We start from the raw sequence: 18,382 nt of genomic DNA, 5'->3' as shown, positions 1-18,382 counted from the left end.
CCCAAATACAGGAGTCTGTACAAAAGTGGTTTTACAAGCACAAACAAGCAATTACGAGATTAAAACTCAAGAAATTGCTCTTTCGCTTCTCGCAGCTACCCAAGAAAATCGTTCATTTTTGGCAAATCTCCGCGACCAGATGCGTTGGGATGATAAATTGCTAGCTTGGGCAATGAGTAATCCCGGTTTACGGGTGCAGCTATTTCGTTTTATTGATACTCTACCTGCTTTACACGATAAATCTGAAATTGCCGCGCATTTACAGGAATATCTTGGTGATGAGTCGGTAGAACTACCTGCTGCGCTCAAAGGGATGTTAAACTTTGCTAATCCTAATTCGGCGCCAGGTCAGTTAGCAGCAACTACAGTTATTACAGCTACCGAAACATTAGCGCACAAGTATATTTCTGGTGAAAACACCAAGCAGGTGTTGAAAACGATTGAACGCTTACGTAAAGATAAAATGGCGTTCACTGTAGATTTACTCGGTGAAGCAGTTATTACCGAAACCGAAGCTCAATCGTATCTTGAGCGTTACATCGACTTGATGCAGCAGTTAACCCAAGCGTCTAAGAGTTGGAATAAAGTTCCATTAATTGACGAAGCTGATGGAGTCTCAATACCCCAGGTACAAGTATCGGTAAAATTAACCGCGTTTTACTCGCAGTTTGACCCGTTGGATGCTACGGGTAGCGAAGAAAAAGTTAGTGAGCGTATACGTATTTTACTACGACGTGCAGCAGAATTCGGCGCCTCTGTTCACTTTGATATGGAACAGTACGCTTATAAGGATATTACTTTTAGTATCCTCAAGAAGATTTTGATGGAAGATGAGTTTCGTACCCGAACTGATGTGGGGATGACGCTTCAAGCTTACCTTCGTGACAGTGAGCAAGATGCACGTGATTTAATCGCTTGGGCAAAACAGCGAGGATATCCGGTTACAATTCGTTTAGTTAAAGGCGCTTATTGGGATCAAGAAACGATAAAGTCGATGCAAAAGCATTGGCAGCAACCAGTTTACAACGATAAAGCCGCAACCGATGCCAATTTTGAGGCTATAACTCAGTTGTTGCTAGAAAATCATCAATATATATATGCTGCTATCGGTAGTCATAACGTTCGCTCGCAAGCACGCGCGATAGCTATTGCCGAAAGCTTGGGTGTGAAGAAACGCAGCTTTGAAATGCAGGTTCTTTACGGGATGGGGGATAAAATCGCAAAATCCCTCGTTGATAAAGGTTATAGAGTCAGAGTTTATTGCCCTTATGGAGAGCTACTCCCAGGAATGGCGTATTTAATTCGTAGATTATTAGAAAACACTGCGAATAGTTCGTTTCTACGCCAAAACATGGAAAACCGTCCAGCATCCGAATTACTTGCACCTCCTAAAGTTAACCCAGAGAAAGACACTTTACATAACGTCAATACAAACGGATTTGTTGGCGCCGCAGATACAGACTATTCTCTTGTAGATACGAGAACACGCGCGTCATCAGATTTAACTAAAGTTAAGAACAACTTAGGAAAAACTTATTTACCTTTAATTAACGGTGAGTACGTGCAAACCGACGAAGTTGTTGACTCGGTAAACCCATCTAACAAGAGTGAAGTTGTTGGTAAAATTGGACTTGCCAGCGTTGAACAAGCTGAAGCAGCAATGAAAGCTGCCGCAAATGCATTTAAAGTGTGGCGAAAAACACCCGTAAGTGAGCGTGCAGCAATATTGCGGAAAGCAGCAGATTTAATGGAAAATCGGCGCCCAGAATTATCAGCATGGATAGTCTTAGAAGTCGGTAAACCTGTTCGAGAAGCTGACGGTGAGGTTTCAGAAGCAATTGATTTCTGCCGCTATTACGCGCTAGAAATGGAGCGGTTAGATAAAGGTGTTAATTATGACATTGCAGGTGAAACAAATAAATATATATACCAACCACGTGGGATTGCAGTAGTTATTTCACCGTGGAATTTTCCACTTGCCATAGCAGCAGGAATGACATTAGCTGCATTAGTAGCAGGAAATTCAACCATACTCAAACCAGCAGAAACATCTTCGGTAATAGCTGCTAAATTCGCCGAAATTATGGTTGAAGCAGGAATACCCAAAGGTGTATTTCAATATTTACCTGGTAAAGGTTCTAAAGTTGGCGCCTATTTAGTCAATCATATAGGTACACACATCATTGCTTTTACTGGTTCACAAGAAGTAGGGTGTCGTATATACGCAGACGCTGCAATTGTAAAACCTGGGCAAAAGCACATGAAGCGTGTTATTGCTGAAATGGGAGGTAAAAACGCCATTATTGTCGATGAAAGTGCCGACTTAGACGCAGCCGTCGTTGGTGTTGTACAATCAGCATTTGGTTATAGTGGACAAAAGTGTTCTGCATGTTCACGAGTTATAGTCCTAGAACCTGTATACGAAACCTTTGTACAGCGATTTGTTGAAGCCACAAAATCATTAAACATCGGCGCTGCAGAATTGCCAAGTACCCAAGTTGGCCCAGTCATCGACGCAAATGCTCAAGCGCGTATCCTAGAATATATCGAAAAAGGTAAAACCGAATCGAGCATCGCACTAGAAATGACGGCGCCGGATAATGGATACTACATAGGTCCCGTCATCTTTAAAGACGTACCAGCTAATGGTATCATCGCCCAACAAGAAATATTTGGCCCAGTAGTAGCAGTAATCAAAGCCAAAGATTTCCAAAAAGCATTACAAATAGCCAACGGTACCGACTATGCTTTAACAGGTGGAATATACTCCCGTACACCTTCACATATCGAACAAGCACAAACCGACTTTGAAGTAGGAAACTTATATATCAACCGCACCATCACAGGAGCAATAGTAGCAAGACAACCCTTCGGAGGATTCAAACTTTCTGGAGTTGGTTCCAAAGCAGGAGGTCCCGATTACCTGTTACAATTCCTAGAACCAAAAACCGTAACCGAAAACATTCAACGTCAAGGTTTCGCACCAATAGAAGGAGCAGATTAACAAACATCCCCATTACCGTAGGGGCGGGTTAACTCATACCCTCCAATAAATACTAACATCCCCCAAACCCGCCCCCCAAACCCGCCCCCATCACAAGGCGGGTTTACAAACATTTAACATCCCCTTCAGCACAAATGACCAACATCATCATCAAACAAGCAAATTCCCCCCAAGAATTTGAAGCAATTCGCCAAATTAGAGAAATAGTGTTTCAAAAAGAACAAGGGGTTGACGCCAAATTAGATTTCGACGGTAAAGACGAAACTTCCGACCGATTAATTGCGTCATTAAACGAAACATTTATCGGTACTGTTAGAATTCGATATTTAGGCACCAATCTTGCTAAAATCGAAAGATTAGCAGTGTTAGAAACAGCACGAGGATACGGAATTGGAAAGAAACTAATGTTACACGCTTTAGACATTATTAAGAGTAAAAATATACCTGAAGTTGTAATTCACGCGCAAGAATATATTAAAAATTTGCATGAACAAATCGGATTTCAAATTGAAGGTGATGTCTTTGAAGAAGCGGGCATTCGTCATGTAAAAATGAGAAAATTTATTTAATAGTGCTGAGTGCTGAGTGCTGAGTGAAAGTTAAAAGGTACAAAGTGATTAAACGTTTTGTGATTCCTAGAAATGCCTTAATATTGGTAATTATTTGGGGTTTAGGCGCCATTTGTGACCGAGTATGGTTATCATTAGACACCTCAATTCCAGGATGGGACCAATGTGAATATTTGACGGGAACGTTAAATTATTTGCGCGCATTACAAAATATTGATTTGGACAATAGTGAATGGTGGCAAAGCTTCTGGCTACTATCTTCAAAAATTCCACCGCTCACTTATATTATTACAGGCTTCACACAAATCATTTTCGGCGCCGGACAAGACCAAGCTATGTTAGTAATGCTGCTGTTCAGCGCAGTATTAATTGTTTCTGTATACAGTTTAGGTAAAGTATTATTTGATGCCACTATTGGACTTTGGGCTGCTGCTTTATGTCAACTTTTACCTGGACTATATAGACTCAGACTTCAATTTCTTTTAGATTACCCTGTTGCTGCGGCTGTTACTTTTTGTTTCTTTTGCTTGACTTGGTGGAATCATCCATCAAAATCGGAGAAAGTAACTATTTTATCGCTTGCTAAAAGCTGGTGTAAAGTCGTTTTATTTGGCGCCTCACTCGGATTCGCATTATTAATCAAACAAACTACGCTATTATTTCTAATTGTTCCAATTATATGGATAGCAATTGGCGCCTTACGTAAGCATCAGTGGCGTAAATTAATCGAATTAGCTGGTGGAATCTGGGTATCTAGCTTGATATTTGCTGGTTGGTACCGTACTAACTGGTTGATAATTTTGACAGCAGGGAAACGTGCAACTATTGACTCAGCAATTGCAGAAGGAGACCCACCGTTAAATACGCTCCAAGCTTGGATTTTTTACTGGCAGCAATTACCATATCAAATATCATTACCTTTATTACTAGTACCCATATTCTGTTTATTACTTTACTGGGCAAGATTTGCAGAAAAAAGTATTAAAGACTCAGAGAGGCAGAAAATAGGCTATTCGTTACGTTGGTTAAGTATATTTATAGTAGCTGGATATTTGCTGACTTCTTTAAATGTCAATAAAGATGAACGCTATATAGTACCGTATTTACCTGTACTATCTATATTATTGGCATATGGGTTGACGAGAACTCAAAGTATTTTGGGAAAGCGTATTCGTTGGGGAACTTTGGGTTTAGCAGTTTTACTAATGTTGTGTAATTTGTTTCCTGTTGGCAGTACTGAAGTACTGATTACGATTTTGAGTCCAAACGGTAAATATCGTCCTGACTCGCAACATCCATTACCCCATAAAGAAGTAATTGCAGAAATTATCCGTAGTGAACCATATTTACGTTCAACCTTGGGAGTGTTGCCTTCGACATCGAAAATAAACCAACATAATCTTAATTATTATGGCGCCTTAGCGAAATTTCAAGTATACGGGCGCCAAGTAGGAGTAAGAAAAAGACAAATAGAGCAAGATACTCGTTCGTTGACATGGTTTATTACAAAAACAGGTGAACAAGGTTCTGTACCGTCATCACAAAAAGATATTGTTCAGGCAGTAGAAACATCACCTGACTTTGAACTGCACTCACAATGGCAGTTGAGTGACGGTAGTTTGAGACTATATCATCGAAAATCTCCATCCGTCGAAGTCATATCACGACCGCTTGAATATTCATCGCTAGATATATACCGCGAAAAAAGTGTTGCTCCAGTTCCCGTAACTTTAACGAATGTAACGCTTCCTAAAACTGCTCCTGCTGGAGTGAGTATACCAGTTACCTACAAATGGTCAGGTTCTTGGGACGAATTCAAAAACGGATTAGTACTACTGACTTGGCACAAGCAAGATAAAACCATCAATACAAATACAAGCTTTTCACATGACCATGCATTAGGTATGGGAAATTTATATACAGCAGTGAAAAAACCAGAAGGTACTTTCCAAGTAATTGAGCGTACAGCAATGTTGCCACCAGCTGGTATTGAACCAGGTAATTACGTTCTCCAAGCGACCTTCTTAAATAGAATTTCTGGAGAAACTTATCCAATTTACACACCAGGTATTAATTTTAATATTGACCCCAACTCTCAAAGTACACAGACGCCTGAATTAGATTTAGTAACACAATTAAACAATTTGTCAGCAAATTTGCCTAAAGGTATAGAAGCAGTGGAAAAAATATTTGCCGAAGTTGCACGTATCAATCAATATGACCCCATACAAGATTACTTGTCGCAAGCACGACTTGCTGCTGAGTATCGATTAGAGCATATAGGCGCCAATTCTGACTTAGCGTATTCAGTTGCGCTTGCGGACGTGCTACAAAGAAGGGTAAAAGGCGCCATATCATCTTTAGAAAGAGTAACTCAAATCGACGCACAAAATCCATTCGCATGGGCATATCTAGCATTTGTACGTCTATATAATTGGCAACCGAAACAAGCAGAAGCAGCATTGAAACCAGCATTAGAAATGAATCCCAACCAACGCGAATTTAAAGCATTAGCAGGAGTAGCAGCACTTATGCGACTCAACATCATCAAAGCTTGGCAAAACTTAAAAGACTTAGTTGTTTAACTCAGCACTCAGCACTCAGCACTCAGCATTTTTAACTTAAATACTTAACCAGGACTGACTCTAATTGAAAAATACCGATAGGTTTGCTTAAACAGTCCATAGCACCTGCTTGTAAAAATCTTTCCCTATCCCCCATTCCCATTGGTGTCATTACAACTACAGGAATTTCTTGTAAACCTTTTTGTCGCTTTAAACTTATTAGCAAATCAAGTCCGGTTACATCTCCAGGTAAATGCACATCAAGTAAAATTAAATTGGGTTTAAATATATGAACTCGTGTAATAAATCTTTCTGCTGTCAGCATCAATTCGACTTCATAGCCTATTGTTTGTAAATAATCTTGCATTAATATAGCTGTATGCTCATCGTCTTCTACTAACAAAATGCGTTTAACAGCTTGTCCTGAAGATGTATTTGGGTAAACGTAATCTTCATCTAATGAATCTGATTCCAATGTTACATTAGGAACTGAGTCATTTTGCACATTGCTTTGTTGTGTTTGTGCTGGTAGTAACAAAGTAAACCTACTTCCTACACCTAAAGTTGATTCTACCGTCAAATCCCCACCATGTAAACGCGCCAGCTTTCGTGTTAATGCTAATCCTAAACCAGTACCTTCATACTGCCTGTTAAGTTGATTATCAAGTTGCCTAAATGGTTCAAACAATGATTGAAAATTGCTAGGTTCTATGCCTATACCAGTATCAGTAACAATAAATGCAATTCCATGCTCTACTTGTTTGACTTCTAATAATACTGCACCTTCTGGAGTAAACTTAATTGCATTTGTTAATAAGTTTAACAGCATTTGCTTGAGGCGCCGTTCATCTGCAATACAAGTTTCTAAACCTGCTTCTATATTATCGACAATTTGTAATTTTTTGATATTAGCACTCTCTAACACTGTTGAAATAACGTTTCTGACAATATCGGATATAGATAAAGAAATCAACATCAATTCTTCTCTACCCGCTTCGACTTTTGACAAATCTAAGATATCATTAATTAATGCAAGCAAATGTTCACCGCTTGTGTATATACAATTAATATACTCATGTTGTTTTTCACTTAAAGTACCTACAACTTCTTGCTGAAGTAATTGTGATAACCCCATAATTGCATTTAAAGGAGTTCGTAGTTCATGACTCATAGTAGCTAAAAAAGCACTTTTTGCCTTACTACCAGCTTCAGCAGCTTCTTTACTTTCTCTAAGCTTTAATTCAGTTCTCTTGCGTTCTGTAACATCTTCAACCATTGCCAGAAAAAAACTTGCCTCGTTTGTTGTAGTGTTAACTAAAGAAACATTGAGATGTGCCCAAACTAAGCGACCATCCTTATGTAAAAACTGCCGCTCCATTTCAAAGCGCTCTTGACTATTTGTAAACAATTGATAATTCAGTCTAGTTTCTGCCGTAATTTCTTCTTCACAAATAAAATCTACTAACTGTTTAGAGCAAATTTCTTCGTACTTATACCCTAATATATGACAAAGCGCAGGATTTACATCAATTATCCGTGCGTTCATATCTAATAAACCTATTCCAATCGAAGAACGCTCAAAAATAGCTCTTAACTGCGCTTCATTTTTAGATAAAAACTTTGATGATTTTGAAGAGCGTTGTTCAACAGCACGTAATAAACTTCGTCGCAAAGACTTTGGAGTTATCTCACTTGTAATTAAATAATCATCTGCTCCTGCTGCAATTGCTGCTTGTAACAGGTTATCATCATCTTTATCACTTATAACAATAATTCCTTTGTTTTTATCAAAAGCATTTATTTGACTTATATAATTTAAATCAGAAATATTGTTAAAATATAAATCTAATATAACAGCATCAACATTTAAATGCCTATTTTCTAATGTTGATAAAATGTTACTAAAATTCTCGTATTTGTCTATTATCTCTATGTAATTATTGGCGCCTGCTTGTTTTAGAATATCTTCCAATACATTAGATTGGATGCGAGAATCTTCAACGCAAGCAAACAATATTATCTTTATTGGTTGATACACCATGCTTTTCACCAATGGAACAATAGTATAAAGCAGTTTAGAAGTTGTATTAATAATTCTTCATTAAAATAATTTGTTAACGAACAGATAGTATAAATAATTACATTAAAACTATACTGTATAAAAAGCCATAATAGTATGTAGTACAAAAAAATTTTATAGTAAATTAGTAACATAAAATAAATTAAAACTGACTTAAAAAACCCGATTTCTAGGATTTTGATAGTATTCCGGCGCCACAGGTTGATATTTTTGAAGTAACATGCCTGAAGAAAGATATACAAGAGATATAATTTTGCCACAATTAAATAATCAATAGCTGTCGTGGAGGTGTTGCAATGAAGGAAAGTGTTAGAATCGTATCGCTAATTCCTAGTGGTACGGAAATACTAGCTTCGCTCGGACTTACAGATAAAATTGTTGGCAGATCCCACGAGTGTGACTATCCAGAAGAAGTGCAAAACCTTCCTGTTTGCACCCAAGCACGACTAAATACAAATGCTCAGAGTCAAGAGATTCATTCCGAAGTCAATAATTTGCTACAAAATGCTCTGAGTATTTACCAAATTAAAACAGATATTTTAGAGAAATTACAGCCTACCCACATTGTGACTCAAGACCAATGTGATGTCTGTGCTGTCAGTTTGAACGATGTAGAGAAAGCAGTTGCAAATTTAACCAATAGTCCACCAAAAATTATTTCGCTACAACCCAGTGTTCTTAAAGATATTTGGACTGATCTTGAAAATGTAGGACATGTGTTCGATGTTGATTCGCTCAAAGTTATTGAAAATTTAGAAGCGCGCGTTAAAATAGTTCAACAACGTACCAAAGGTCTTTCTGCGACTGAAATGTTACCAAGTGTGGCATGTATTGAATGGACAGACCCACTAATGGTAGCTGCAAACTGGATTCCTGAATTAGTTGAATTAGCTGGTGGAAAACCCTTGTTTGGTGTAACGGGTCAAGACTCTACTCAACTAAAGTGGGAGAATTTGATAGGAAGTAATCCAGATATAGTTATTTTCATGCCTTGTGGATTTGATTTGAATCGAACTCGAACGGAAGCCCAGCTACTTACAAGTCGTCCCGAATGGCAAAAATTACATTGTGCCAAATCTGGAAGGGTATATATTACAGATGGAAATGCTTACTTCAACCGTCCTGGTCCAAGGTTAGTTGAGTCGTTGGAAATTCTAGGTGAAATATTACACCCAGAAATATTTCAATATGGCTATAAAGGAAAAGCTTGGGATATATTATCCTAGACGTAGCTAAACCCGCCCATTCTGTACGGGCGGATTCACCTAAATTTTCGCTATTTCACCAGCATATAGCTAAACCCGCCCCTCCTAGCTCAAATTTTGACTTACTGCCGCAGTATTAACCCATTCAATTAAAGGCTTTAAGTTATTCGGAACAGCGGATTCACCGACACTTACAGTGTGAGTTTCTCCGTTGTTTTCTACTGTTAAACGATAAAAAAAACTATCTGGTTTAGGGGAAGATGAATCGATATAATCAGGCAAGTTGTAGAAATCTGAGTCTTGCAGTAGTTGTGGAAGTTGCTTTGCTGTTTCTTGGGGAATAGCTGTTGTATCAACTTTTGTGGTTTTTGACATACCAGCGAAGCCACCAGTACGCTCTAAATAAACTCGCATATTATATTATGACGGTGTTTTATGATAAAAAACTGGGAAGATAGCTTCATTATCTCCCAGCTAAATAACACAAAGCAAACACAATAATAAAATTTAGCAATTCCGATTTATTTTAAAGATACGCCTACTTGTTCCCATGCATTTTGTACAGCTTTTTGTTCGTTGCTGCCTTCTCCATAAAGTTCTCCTGCAACTTGCGATATTATAAGTGCTGCACTTTTAAAATCTGAACTTGAACGAAGACGGTCACGCAAAGCAATATACCAAATTTTTCCTGCTTTTTCCCAAGCATAACCACCAATAGCTGTTGCAGCTAAATAAAATGCTTTGTTGGGGATTCCAGAATTAATATGTACTCCACCATTATCTTTGACACCAGAGTAAAGGTCTTTGTAGTGGGCAGGTTGAGGGTCTTTGCCTAAAACTGGGTCATCATAAGCTGTTCCAGGGTCTTTCATTGAGCGAATGCCAACACCCTTAACTTTTTCGGTAAATAAACCCTCACCAATAATCCAATCTGCTTGGTCTGCGGTTTGTTTTTTCACCCATTGTTTAACTAAGGCGCCAAAAACATCTGACATTGACTCATTCAAGGCGCCTGATTCACCAAAATACTTGAGACTAGCTTCATATTGCGTTACACCATGTGTTAACTCATGAGCTATAACATCTATACATTTAGTAAAACGCTGAAATATTTCGCCATCACCATCACCATACACCATTTGGTCGCCATTCCAAAAAGCGTTATCGTACTTGACGCCATAGTGTACCGTTGAATCAAGGCGTAAACCTCTATCATCAATCGAGTTACGTTCTAATACCTCGTAGAAAAAATCATAAGTCGAACCTGCTGAATCATACGCTTCGTTTACAGCTTCATCGTTACTTGGTGGGTCTCCTTCGGAACGTACCAGCTTACCTGGAAGTTGTTGACCCGTTTCAGCATCAAATATAGTGCGACGTTTTTCTCCTGGTGATACTGCAAAATTAACGTTACCAACAACTCGGCGCCGTCCACGAAATTCTGATGATAAATTTAATGTATGAAATGCCCAGTCACGCATTTGCTCACTACCGTTAACTGCTAAATTTTCCAGCATGTGTGGTGGAACAACACAGTATATAGAGCAATATGTATTATTTTTATGCTTTTGGCACCCAATCCAACCAAATCCTAATTTCTTACTTTTAGCCATTTGATTAAATTCTCCTTATAATCCAAATTAAATTAACAGCCTGATTTTACGCACAGGTGTCGCCTAATACCAAGCTTCGGTTAGAAAACGTAATTATAAACTTGACCTCAACTAGACGCTTGGGGGTCAGACCCATCAGTGTAAAAGTCTTTTCCTCAAATCATCATATTTATCTTGACTAAGACGATATACCTCTGGTTGAGGTTTTCCAACTAAATGCCCTTGAATATAACTAACACCAACTTCTCTAAGTGAGCGTAAACTAATTGGTGTCTTTTCATCAATTCCTTCGACAATAACTTTAGCAGGGTTTAAATTATTTGCTCCAACTAAATCGTGAACAAAGCGGATAATAATATCGCTGGAATGATTATAAAGAAGTTCACGGTCTATTTTAACATGGGATGGATTTAAACCTGCTAATCTGGATACAGAAGCATAACCAACACCAAAATCATCGATTGCAAAGCGAATTTTGAGTTTGCTTACATATTCTAGTAATTGTTTTTTAAAATTTTGAAGTGGATTTTTTAATCTTATTCCATCAGCAAATTGTGGTAAATCTGTTTTTTCAGAAATTTCTAAAACTAAATTTCTTGGAGATATTACTTTATCTTTAATGATTTTTCTTACGGTTTCAAAATATTCCATTCGCATTAACGACTCTGGGTAAACATTTACTGATAAGGGAACAACATCACCTGCACGTCTTTGCACTGATTCTCGAGCATGACGATAACGTTCACAAGCAACATCTAGAAAGTACTTGTCAAGCGTAACGGTAAAATTAGAACCCCATAACTCTGCTGCTGTAAACAAATCTGAAGGTGCCGTATGATTAATTGGGTTGCGTGCTAAAGCTTCCCAACCGCTTATAAATAAATCCTCTGGTTCAATATGTAAAACTGGCTCAAAATACATCACCATTTGTTTTAATCGCTGACTAAATAAGTCAAATCTTTTGTGATACAATGATGATGATACAAAGCCATAATGAAACTTTAAGCTATCTAAGATACTTGCTTCAAGAAGTTCGACTTCCTTATATAATAAACTAGCTTGATAAAAACTAGAAATAATTTTACCGAATACTTCTGTTAAATATTCAGACACAACTAATCCACAAACTACCATTATCTCAGCTTTCGGTACTGTTTTTATAGGTAATGCTATAAATACTTTTGAGGCGCCTTGATTATCATTATACCTACTATATATACCAAATTGGGCTGGATTAAAAATATACTCGTCATTAATTATAGGTAAGATGCTATGGATTACAACATCTTCACAATCTTCTGCTTTTATCTCAGTATAATCACTTTGTGACTTAACACCCCAAGTTGATTGATGATTTTGAAGTATAAAACAATTGGAGGCGCCGGAAGCAGCAACAATCGCATTAAGGGCTGTAATTGATGCACTCGAATGGGGATTAGATTTAAATTTAACAATCAGTTTATCAATAAAGTCTTCGTAATACTCTAGATGGCTATGTAAATATTTAGCTTGCTGGTTAAAAATACTTACCTTTTCTGATTCGTCAAGAAAGTCTAATTTTATATTACCCAAATATTGTTTACTTGTAGGCTGTTGAGAATGTTGCAATTGATTCATAACTTTTATAAATGCTAGCACTATTTTATACTATCCCTCTTAATTAACACAGGAAACTTAAAGGGTAAAGTACAACTAGTAAGAAGCTACTTGACAAAAAATCGAACCTATTACCATCTAACATACTTGGTTCCAATAATATCTTGGCTTATTAAATAGTGATTTAAATTCGACTAACATTATTTGCAAAAATGCAATCATATGCAATCTTATTTGAATCAAAAAAATAAAAATGAGTTTATAATCTCAATTACGGTTTATTCCATATTTTAACTTTATGTACAGACAAGATACAAAAGAACAAATTACTATCACAACTCATCAAGGTTTAATTGGTTTGTTACTACCCGAACAATGGAATAACGGTAAACAAGTAACGTTAGATTTAAGTTTGCCTGATACTCCATCCGGGCGCCGTTAAGCTCAGTTAATATTTCAACAAATAGAGTTAGATTATGCTAAGGGGCAGTTGAAAGAGTGGGAACATTACCAAAAAGGTAATAATAAGCCACAAGTAATTTTATTTACAAATTCTGCAATTATGCTCATACCCGCCTGGTGCGTTTGGGCGCCAGTGAGAGGCTTATCTTGCACGTCTAAGTAAAAACTATATAAAAAATAATGTAGAGTAACAAAAATAACAAAATTATTAAAGTCCTCTTCAAGAGAACTTTTGCTATTAGCATAGGGGTTTACAACCTATGCGGGTGAGAACGCAGCGAATAATTAACGGCACAGGCAGGATGCCTGTGCTACAGCGTTTCAAGATATATTGTATAAATAATACGGAGAGAGAGGGATTCGAACCCTCGTTAAAGTTTCCCCTAAACAACATTTCCAGTGTTGCGCCTTCAACCACTCGGCCATCTCTCCAGATGTCACAAGTTATTACTATACAATTAAAATTAAAAAACTGCAATAATATTTTGACTGAAATACAAAAATTCCCTAAGAATCGCTTAAAACCTAAGATAACAATGTCGCAAAAACACACCATTACGGTACATGACCGCCAAAAAGGCGTTACTCATACCTTTCAGGTTCCCGATGACCGTTATATTCTTCACACTGCTGAACACCAAGGTAACTCACTGCCGTTTTCTTGCCGTAACGGCGCCTGTACAACTTGTGCAGTACGTGTATTATCAGGAGATATTCATCAGCCAGAGGCAATAGGCTTATCGCCGGAGCTACAAAACAAAGGTTATGCTTTGTTATGTGTTAGCTATGCACGTTCTGATTTGGAAGTTGAAACTCAAGATGAGGATGAGGTATATGAGCTTCAATTTGGACGCTTTTTTGCCAAAGGTAAAGTACGTGCAGGTTTACCTTTAGATGAAGACTAGTACGCATGACTATTATTAAAAGATTACTTTTAGTTTGCCTTTTGCTTTTGGTTGTAGGGTGTCAGCCAGAGAAAAAAGCTGAAAGTACACCAATACAGGTTAGAGTTGTACGGGTGGTTAGCGGGCAAACTTTTGAAGTATTGGGAATGGGGGAACAGCCGAATTTGATTTCTCAAGTTCGTTTGATAGGTATTGATGCTCCCGACTTGCGTCAGCGTCCTTGGGGAAGTAATGCTAAGGAACATTTTGAAGCGTTGATTGGTGAGGCACCTGTCAATTTAGAATTTGATATTGAAGCGCGCGATAAGATTGGTCGTGTTCTTGCTTATGTATGGAAGGATAAAATCTTGCTGAACGAGCAAATGATTAAAGATGGTCATGCTTTATATGCTCCGCGCTTCCCAAACCATAAATATGACTTAAAACTCGAACGCGCTCAACAATGGTCACGATTAATGGGACTTGGCATTTGGAACCCCGAAAAGCCTCTGCGTACTTCTCCATATGAATTTAGGCGTGCTAATAGATAATTATGAAAGATTTACAGACTTTTCTTGATATTGCTACAGAAGCGGCACTCTCTGCTGGCGCCGTTTTACAATCTTTTCTAGGTAAAATTGAGGATTCAGTTGTTGAAAAAGGGCGCCCAGGTGATTTAGTTACTGCTGCTGATAAAGCTGCTGAAGATGTAATACTGGCTCATTTTCAGCGTCATCTTCCCGAACATGGGATTCTTTCAGAAGAGTCTGGGGAATTGGGAAATCAAAAGGATAAGTACCTTTGGGCAATTGACCCGCTTGATGGTACAACTAATTTCGCTCATCAATATCCCATGTTTGCTGTTTCAATTGGGCTTTTGGTTGATGGTGTACCTGAAGTTGGCGTAATTTATGACCCGTGGCATAATGAACTGTTTCGTGCGGGTACTGGTTTAGGAGCAACGCGCAACCGTCATCCAATTCGGGTTTCTAACACCTCGGAATTGAGTAAAAGTTTATTAGTAACTGGTTTTGCTTATGACCGTCGTGAAACTACTGATAATAATTACGCAGAGTTTTGTCACTTTACTCACTTGACTCAGGGCGTTAGACGTAGTGGCGCCGCTTCAATTGATTTAGCATACGTAGCCTGCGGACGTGTTGACGGTTACTGGGAACGTGGTCTGTCACCTTGGGATATGGTGGCAGGTGTGGTTATACTGCGTGAGGCTGGAGGAAAGGTTACAGCGTATGATGGTTCGGAGTTCAAAGTCCAGTCTGGAAGGATTCTCGCCACTAACGGGCGTGTACATGATGCAATGAGTGATTCGCTTCAGAAGGCGCCTGCTTTATCCGCATGGTAGCTATAAACCCTGTCAAATTTATAGCCATTTTGGAGAAGGGAAGTAAACTAGAAAGATTAATGTAAACTTTTTTCTTATGGCGCTATATGTCTATAAAAATAGAACGTGGTTTATTTAAATTTGACTCTATAGACTACCATGCTGTGTTATGTGTTCCGGTTGATGCGGATGTTAAAGAGATTCGCAAACGATACTTAAACATTGCACGACGGTTGCACCCAGATAGCTGTGCATCTGCTAGTGCTGAAGAAAAGCAACTGGCAGGTGAGTTATTGTCGAAGCTGGTAAATCCTGCTTACGAAAAGTTATCGCAAGAACGAACTCGGACTGAGTACATGGTTGTGTTATCGCAAATAGGTAAGCGTTTAGTGCAAGAGTCTGCTTCTGTTGATTTGAGTAGCGACCCAGCACGTCAACTTGCAGGTTCTCCTAACGTTGAGCAACTGTATAGAACAATGATATTAAAAATCGCTGAAACTCAATATGATTCATTAACTAAAGCTGTACAGATTATTGGTTATGTCAGCGAACTAAATTTAGTATATTTGATGCGGACTGCAGGTAAAAAATTTGATAAGGCGCCACCGACTCCAGCGTCAATTAAAGTAACAAGTAAGAATAGTGAAAATACTGATACAACAATTTTACAGACTGCTGCGAATAAAGAAGACACAAGCATTAGTAATTATTTGCGTCGTGCCCAAGAGTTAATGAAGAAGAATCAATTCGCACAAGCAAGGGTAGAACTTCAAGACGCAATTAAACTTGCTCCAAATAATAGTCGCTGTCATAGCTTGATCGGAGTGGTCTATTTAAAGCAAAATCAAACAACAATGGCGAAAGTCCATTTTGACCGTGCCTTGCAGTTAGACCCGAATGACCAAATGGCATCTGAGGGTAAACGCAAAATCGAACAAGTTATGGGGCAGAAGTCTGGGACAGCGGTAAAAACAGCGCCGCCAACTCAGGCTTCTAAGCAACCAGAAAAGTCCGGGGGCGGTTTGTTTGGTGGTTTGTTTGGTGGGAAGAAAAAATAATTTATGGTTTACCAACCAGCAGCGGGAGCTAGGGATTTACTCCCCCTTGATGTAGCTCAAAAACGCTGGATTGAAGATAGGTTACAGCAGGTTTTTCACCGTTGGGGCTATCACCAAATTATCACTTCGACGCTGGAGCGTATGGATACGCTGATGGCTGGAGGTGCGATTGGGCGCCGCGCGGTGCTGAAACTCCAAAATGATGAACAGGAAGAGTTAGGGTTACGGCCGGAATTAACTGCTTCGATTGCTCGCACTGCCGTAACACGTATGGCAGGTGCGGTATATCCGCAGCGTTTGTATTACAATGCAAATGTATTTCAGCGACGAGAATCGAAACATAATCGGCAGCAAGAGTTTTACCAATCGGGCGTTGAGTTACTTGGCAGCAGGGGATTACTGGCAAATGCGGAAATACTATTACTAGTATCAGAAAGCCTTGCTGCGTTGAGTTTAAACAATTGGCATTTAGTTTTGGGTGAAGCGGGGATTACACGCTCTTTACTCGAAGCATTTCCTGCTAAGTTGCTCGATAGTGTTCGTAATGCTATTGCAAATCTTGACCGAGTAGCGCTTGATGAACTGCCTTTAACTGATGAACTGCACGAGCGCGCGCGGTTGATGCTTGATTTACGTGGGCGCCCAGAGGTAGTGTTTGCTCGGATGGCAAATTTAGTATTAGAACCAGCGCAACTTGAAGCGGTCAATGGGTTGAAATCTTTAGTTGAGTTGCTTGAATCGAGTGGGAATTTTTCGATTATTCTTGATTTAAGTTTGATTCAGACTTTTGATTATTACACGGGTATTGTGTTTGAAGTTGTTACAAATGCAGACGGTCAATCTATTTCGATTGGTCGGGGTGGTCGCTATGACAATCTTTTAGGGCTTTATCATCCGCAAGCAGAAAACATTCCTGGTATTGGTTTTGTTTTTTTACTAGATGGTCTATATCAGATATTATCAGTGTCGCAACAGTTGCCACAGACAACACCAGCGACGAACTGGTTGGTAGTGGCTTTAAGTCCACAAGCGTATAATACAGCTTTTGCTTATAGTGCCAAACTTCGTAACTCCACGCATTTGGTACGAGTTGAGATGGACTTGGGGGAACGAGATGAAAAAGCAATTAGAGAGTATGCGGTACGTCGAGGTATTGGGCAGATTGCTTGGATAAAAGCTGATGCTCCACCCGTTATTGAGTCGGTGTAAAACATGAACAAGATTTTACATAATCTTGCTAGTGTATAAAAGCTTTAGTACAGCTTTATCGCCTAAATAGTTCGGAGAGGAACATTATGCCGCATACAATTGTTACAAATGTCTGTGAAGGTGTTGCTGACTGCGTAAATGCTTGTCCAGTTGCTTGTATTCATGATGGCCCTGGAAAAAATACCAAAGGTACTGATTGGTACTGGATTGATTTTGCTACCTGTATCGACTGCGGTATTTGTCTACAGGTTTGTCCAGTTGAAGGCGCTATTCTTCCTGAAGAGCGTCCAGAACTACAAAAAACACCATAACCTCTAACATGATAGCCGTTAATCAATTTCAAGTTCACTCTTGACTATTGATTAGCGGTTATTTATAGATTGGTGTCTTTTTCAGCTTTGTGTAAAGGTTTAAATGGCGCATGCAAGCAGTATTTACAGCGTGAAAAAAAAAATTGGAATTTTTTTCCAAAAACGCTTGACATTCTCTTGTGGACTCGTTATCTTATATAAGTCGGCGGCGAGAAAGAAACCGCAAACAACCGAACCGAGAAAAAGTAATAGTTTGAAAGCCAAGTAACAAGTCAATCCTCGTCAAAGCAATGCATTAAATGAGTTTTGCTTCGGCAAAACAAGATGAGGATTCTTCAAAGAATTTTCACAAAAGAGCTAAACAAACAAATGCCTAGTAATAAGTAATTCATTACTTTCTAAGGTATTAAATCCAAAACGGAGAGTTTGATCCTGGCTCAGGATGAACGCTGGCGGTATGCTTAACACATGCAAGTCGAACGGTC

15 protein-coding genes, 1 tRNA gene and 1 rRNA gene are annotated in these 18,382 nt (G+C 38.7%); 12 read left to right on the top strand and 5 right to left on the bottom strand.

Annotated features, from left to right (window positions below; translation table 11 throughout):
- Window positions 1–25: 25 nt before the first annotated feature.
- The 3 genes from pruA (at window position 26) to DSM106972_RS27170 (ending at window position 6,158) form a co-directional block, all read left to right on the top strand.
- Window positions 26–3,004, top strand: coding sequence for an L-glutamate gamma-semialdehyde dehydrogenase (gene pruA / locus DSM106972_RS27180; RefSeq protein WP_127083628.1), 2,979 nt, complete (start codon window positions 26–28; stop codon window positions 3,002–3,004).
- Window positions 3,005–3,138: 134 nt separating this feature from the next.
- Window positions 3,139–3,573, top strand: coding sequence for a GNAT family N-acetyltransferase (locus DSM106972_RS27175; RefSeq protein ID WP_127083627.1), 435 nt, complete (start codon window positions 3,139–3,141; stop codon window positions 3,571–3,573).
- 44 nt (window positions 3,574–3,617) lie between these two features.
- Window positions 3,618–6,158 (top strand): glycosyltransferase family 39 protein, encoded by a 2,541-nt coding sequence (locus DSM106972_RS27170; RefSeq protein WP_127083626.1) that lies wholly within the window; start codon window positions 3,618–3,620, stop codon window positions 6,156–6,158.
- A gap of 31 nt (window positions 6,159–6,189) precedes the next feature.
- On the opposite strand, the gene DSM106972_RS27165 is transcribed toward DSM106972_RS27170, so the two are convergent.
- Window positions 6,190–8,178 carry a response regulator gene (locus tag DSM106972_RS27165; RefSeq protein ID WP_127083625.1) on the bottom strand — a complete coding sequence of 663 codons (1,989 nt, stop codon included), beginning with the start codon at window positions 8,176–8,178 and terminating at the stop codon, window positions 6,190–6,192.
- A 335-nt stretch (window positions 8,179–8,513) separates the two neighbouring features.
- On the opposite strand from DSM106972_RS27165, the gene DSM106972_RS27160 reads away from it, so the two are divergent.
- Window positions 8,514–9,443 carry a cobalamin-binding protein gene (locus tag DSM106972_RS27160; RefSeq protein WP_127083624.1) on the top strand — a complete coding sequence of 310 codons (930 nt, stop codon included), beginning with the start codon at window positions 8,514–8,516 and terminating at the stop codon, window positions 9,441–9,443.
- Between the two features lie 84 nt (window positions 9,444–9,527).
- Here DSM106972_RS27160 and DSM106972_RS27155 read toward each other — a convergent pair whose 3' ends face one another.
- From DSM106972_RS27155 to DSM106972_RS27145, 3 genes are all read right to left on the bottom strand, one after another.
- The gene (locus DSM106972_RS27155) at window positions 9,528–9,836 is read right to left on the bottom strand and encodes a protealysin inhibitor emfourin (protein ID WP_019492345.1); all 309 of its coding nucleotides are present in this window, start codon (window positions 9,834–9,836) and stop codon (window positions 9,528–9,530) included.
- Between the two features lie 107 nt (window positions 9,837–9,943).
- Window positions 9,944–11,035 carry a M4 family metallopeptidase gene (locus DSM106972_RS27150; RefSeq protein WP_127083623.1) on the bottom strand — a complete coding sequence of 364 codons (1,092 nt, stop codon included), beginning with the start codon at window positions 11,033–11,035 and terminating at the stop codon, window positions 9,944–9,946.
- Between the two features lie 135 nt (window positions 11,036–11,170).
- A complete protein-coding gene (locus DSM106972_RS27145) occupies window positions 11,171–12,652 on the bottom strand; it encodes an EAL domain-containing protein (RefSeq protein WP_127083622.1) in 1,482 nt (493 codons plus the stop codon).
- 277 nt (window positions 12,653–12,929) lie between these two features.
- Here DSM106972_RS27145 and DSM106972_RS51560 point away from each other — a divergent pair, with 277 nt between their 5' ends.
- Complete coding sequence (locus DSM106972_RS51560; protein WP_158632882.1) at window positions 12,930–13,073, top strand: hypothetical protein; 144 nt, start codon at window positions 12,930–12,932, stop codon at window positions 13,071–13,073.
- A gap of 365 nt (window positions 13,074–13,438) precedes the next feature.
- Here the strand turns inward: DSM106972_RS51560 and DSM106972_RS27140 are convergent.
- Window positions 13,439–13,525 (bottom strand) — tRNA-Ser (locus DSM106972_RS27140).
- Window positions 13,526–13,629: 104 nt separating this feature from the next.
- Between DSM106972_RS27140 and DSM106972_RS27135 the strand changes: the two genes are divergently transcribed.
- The 7 genes from DSM106972_RS27135 to DSM106972_RS27105 all read left to right on the top strand — a co-directional run.
- A complete protein-coding gene (locus DSM106972_RS27135; protein WP_019492348.1) occupies window positions 13,630–13,998 on the top strand; it encodes a 2Fe-2S iron-sulfur cluster-binding protein in 369 nt (122 codons plus the stop codon).
- A 5-nt stretch (window positions 13,999–14,003) separates the two neighbouring features.
- The gene (locus DSM106972_RS27130; protein ID WP_411675338.1) at window positions 14,004–14,528 is read left to right on the top strand and encodes a thermonuclease family protein; all 525 of its coding nucleotides are present in this window, start codon (window positions 14,004–14,006) and stop codon (window positions 14,526–14,528) included.
- Between the two features lie 2 nt (window positions 14,529–14,530).
- On the top strand, window positions 14,531–15,340 hold the full coding sequence (locus tag DSM106972_RS27125; protein ID WP_127083621.1) for an inositol monophosphatase family protein: 810 nt from the start codon (window positions 14,531–14,533) through the stop codon (window positions 15,338–15,340).
- A gap of 86 nt (window positions 15,341–15,426) precedes the next feature.
- On the top strand, window positions 15,427–16,377 hold the full coding sequence (locus DSM106972_RS27120) for a J domain-containing protein (protein ID WP_127083620.1): 951 nt from the start codon (window positions 15,427–15,429) through the stop codon (window positions 16,375–16,377).
- A 3-nt stretch (window positions 16,378–16,380) separates the two neighbouring features.
- A complete protein-coding gene (locus DSM106972_RS27115; RefSeq protein ID WP_127083619.1) occupies window positions 16,381–17,586 on the top strand; it encodes an ATP phosphoribosyltransferase regulatory subunit in 1,206 nt (401 codons plus the stop codon).
- An 86-nt stretch (window positions 17,587–17,672) separates the two neighbouring features.
- On the top strand, window positions 17,673–17,897 hold the full coding sequence (locus tag DSM106972_RS27110) for a ferredoxin family protein (RefSeq protein WP_019492353.1): 225 nt from the start codon (window positions 17,673–17,675) through the stop codon (window positions 17,895–17,897).
- A gap of 414 nt (window positions 17,898–18,311) precedes the next feature.
- A 16S ribosomal RNA gene (locus DSM106972_RS27105) occupies window positions 18,312–18,382 on the top strand; the annotation flags it as partial.

The sequence above is a fragment of the Dulcicalothrix desertica PCC 7102 genome (genome assembly GCF_003991905.1).
In the GTDB taxonomy this organism is placed as follows: Bacteria; Cyanobacteriota; Cyanobacteriia; order Cyanobacteriales; family Nostocaceae; genus Dulcicalothrix; species Dulcicalothrix desertica.
The sequence above is the reverse complement of the archived record's forward strand: the minus strand, read 5'-3'. Positions and strand labels throughout refer to the sequence as shown.

What these genes read in the sequence shown, in the direction of transcription:
- DSM106972_RS27175 (WP_127083627.1), top strand. Translation starts at nt 3,139, where the DNA reads ATGACCAACATCATCATCAAACAAGCAAATTCCCCCCAAGAATTTGAA.
- DSM106972_RS27165 (WP_127083625.1), bottom strand. Translation starts at nt 8,178, where the DNA reads ATGGTGTATCAACCAATAAAGATAATATTGTTTGCTTGCGTTGAAGAT.
- DSM106972_RS27160 (WP_127083624.1), top strand. Translation starts at nt 8,514, where the DNA reads ATGAAGGAAAGTGTTAGAATCGTATCGCTAATTCCTAGTGGTACGGAA.
- DSM106972_RS27155 (WP_019492345.1), bottom strand. Translation starts at nt 9,836, where the DNA reads ATGCGAGTTTATTTAGAGCGTACTGGTGGCTTCGCTGGTATGTCAAAA.
- DSM106972_RS27150 (WP_127083623.1), bottom strand. Translation starts at nt 11,035, where the DNA reads ATGGCTAAAAGTAAGAAATTAGGATTTGGTTGGATTGGGTGCCAAAAG.
- DSM106972_RS27145 (WP_127083622.1), bottom strand. Translation starts at nt 12,652, where the DNA reads ATGAATCAATTGCAACATTCTCAACAGCCTACAAGTAAACAATATTTG.
- DSM106972_RS51560 (WP_158632882.1), top strand. Translation starts at nt 12,930, where the DNA reads ATGTACAGACAAGATACAAAAGAACAAATTACTATCACAACTCATCAA.
- DSM106972_RS27135 (WP_019492348.1), top strand. Translation starts at nt 13,630, where the DNA reads ATGTCGCAAAAACACACCATTACGGTACATGACCGCCAAAAAGGCGTT.
- DSM106972_RS27130 (WP_411675338.1), top strand. Translation starts at nt 14,004, where the DNA reads ATGACTATTATTAAAAGATTACTTTTAGTTTGCCTTTTGCTTTTGGTT.
- DSM106972_RS27125 (WP_127083621.1), top strand. Translation starts at nt 14,531, where the DNA reads ATGAAAGATTTACAGACTTTTCTTGATATTGCTACAGAAGCGGCACTC.
- DSM106972_RS27120 (WP_127083620.1), top strand. Translation starts at nt 15,427, where the DNA reads ATGTCTATAAAAATAGAACGTGGTTTATTTAAATTTGACTCTATAGAC.
- DSM106972_RS27115 (WP_127083619.1), top strand. Translation starts at nt 16,381, where the DNA reads ATGGTTTACCAACCAGCAGCGGGAGCTAGGGATTTACTCCCCCTTGAT.
- DSM106972_RS27110 (WP_019492353.1), top strand. Translation starts at nt 17,673, where the DNA reads ATGCCGCATACAATTGTTACAAATGTCTGTGAAGGTGTTGCTGACTGC.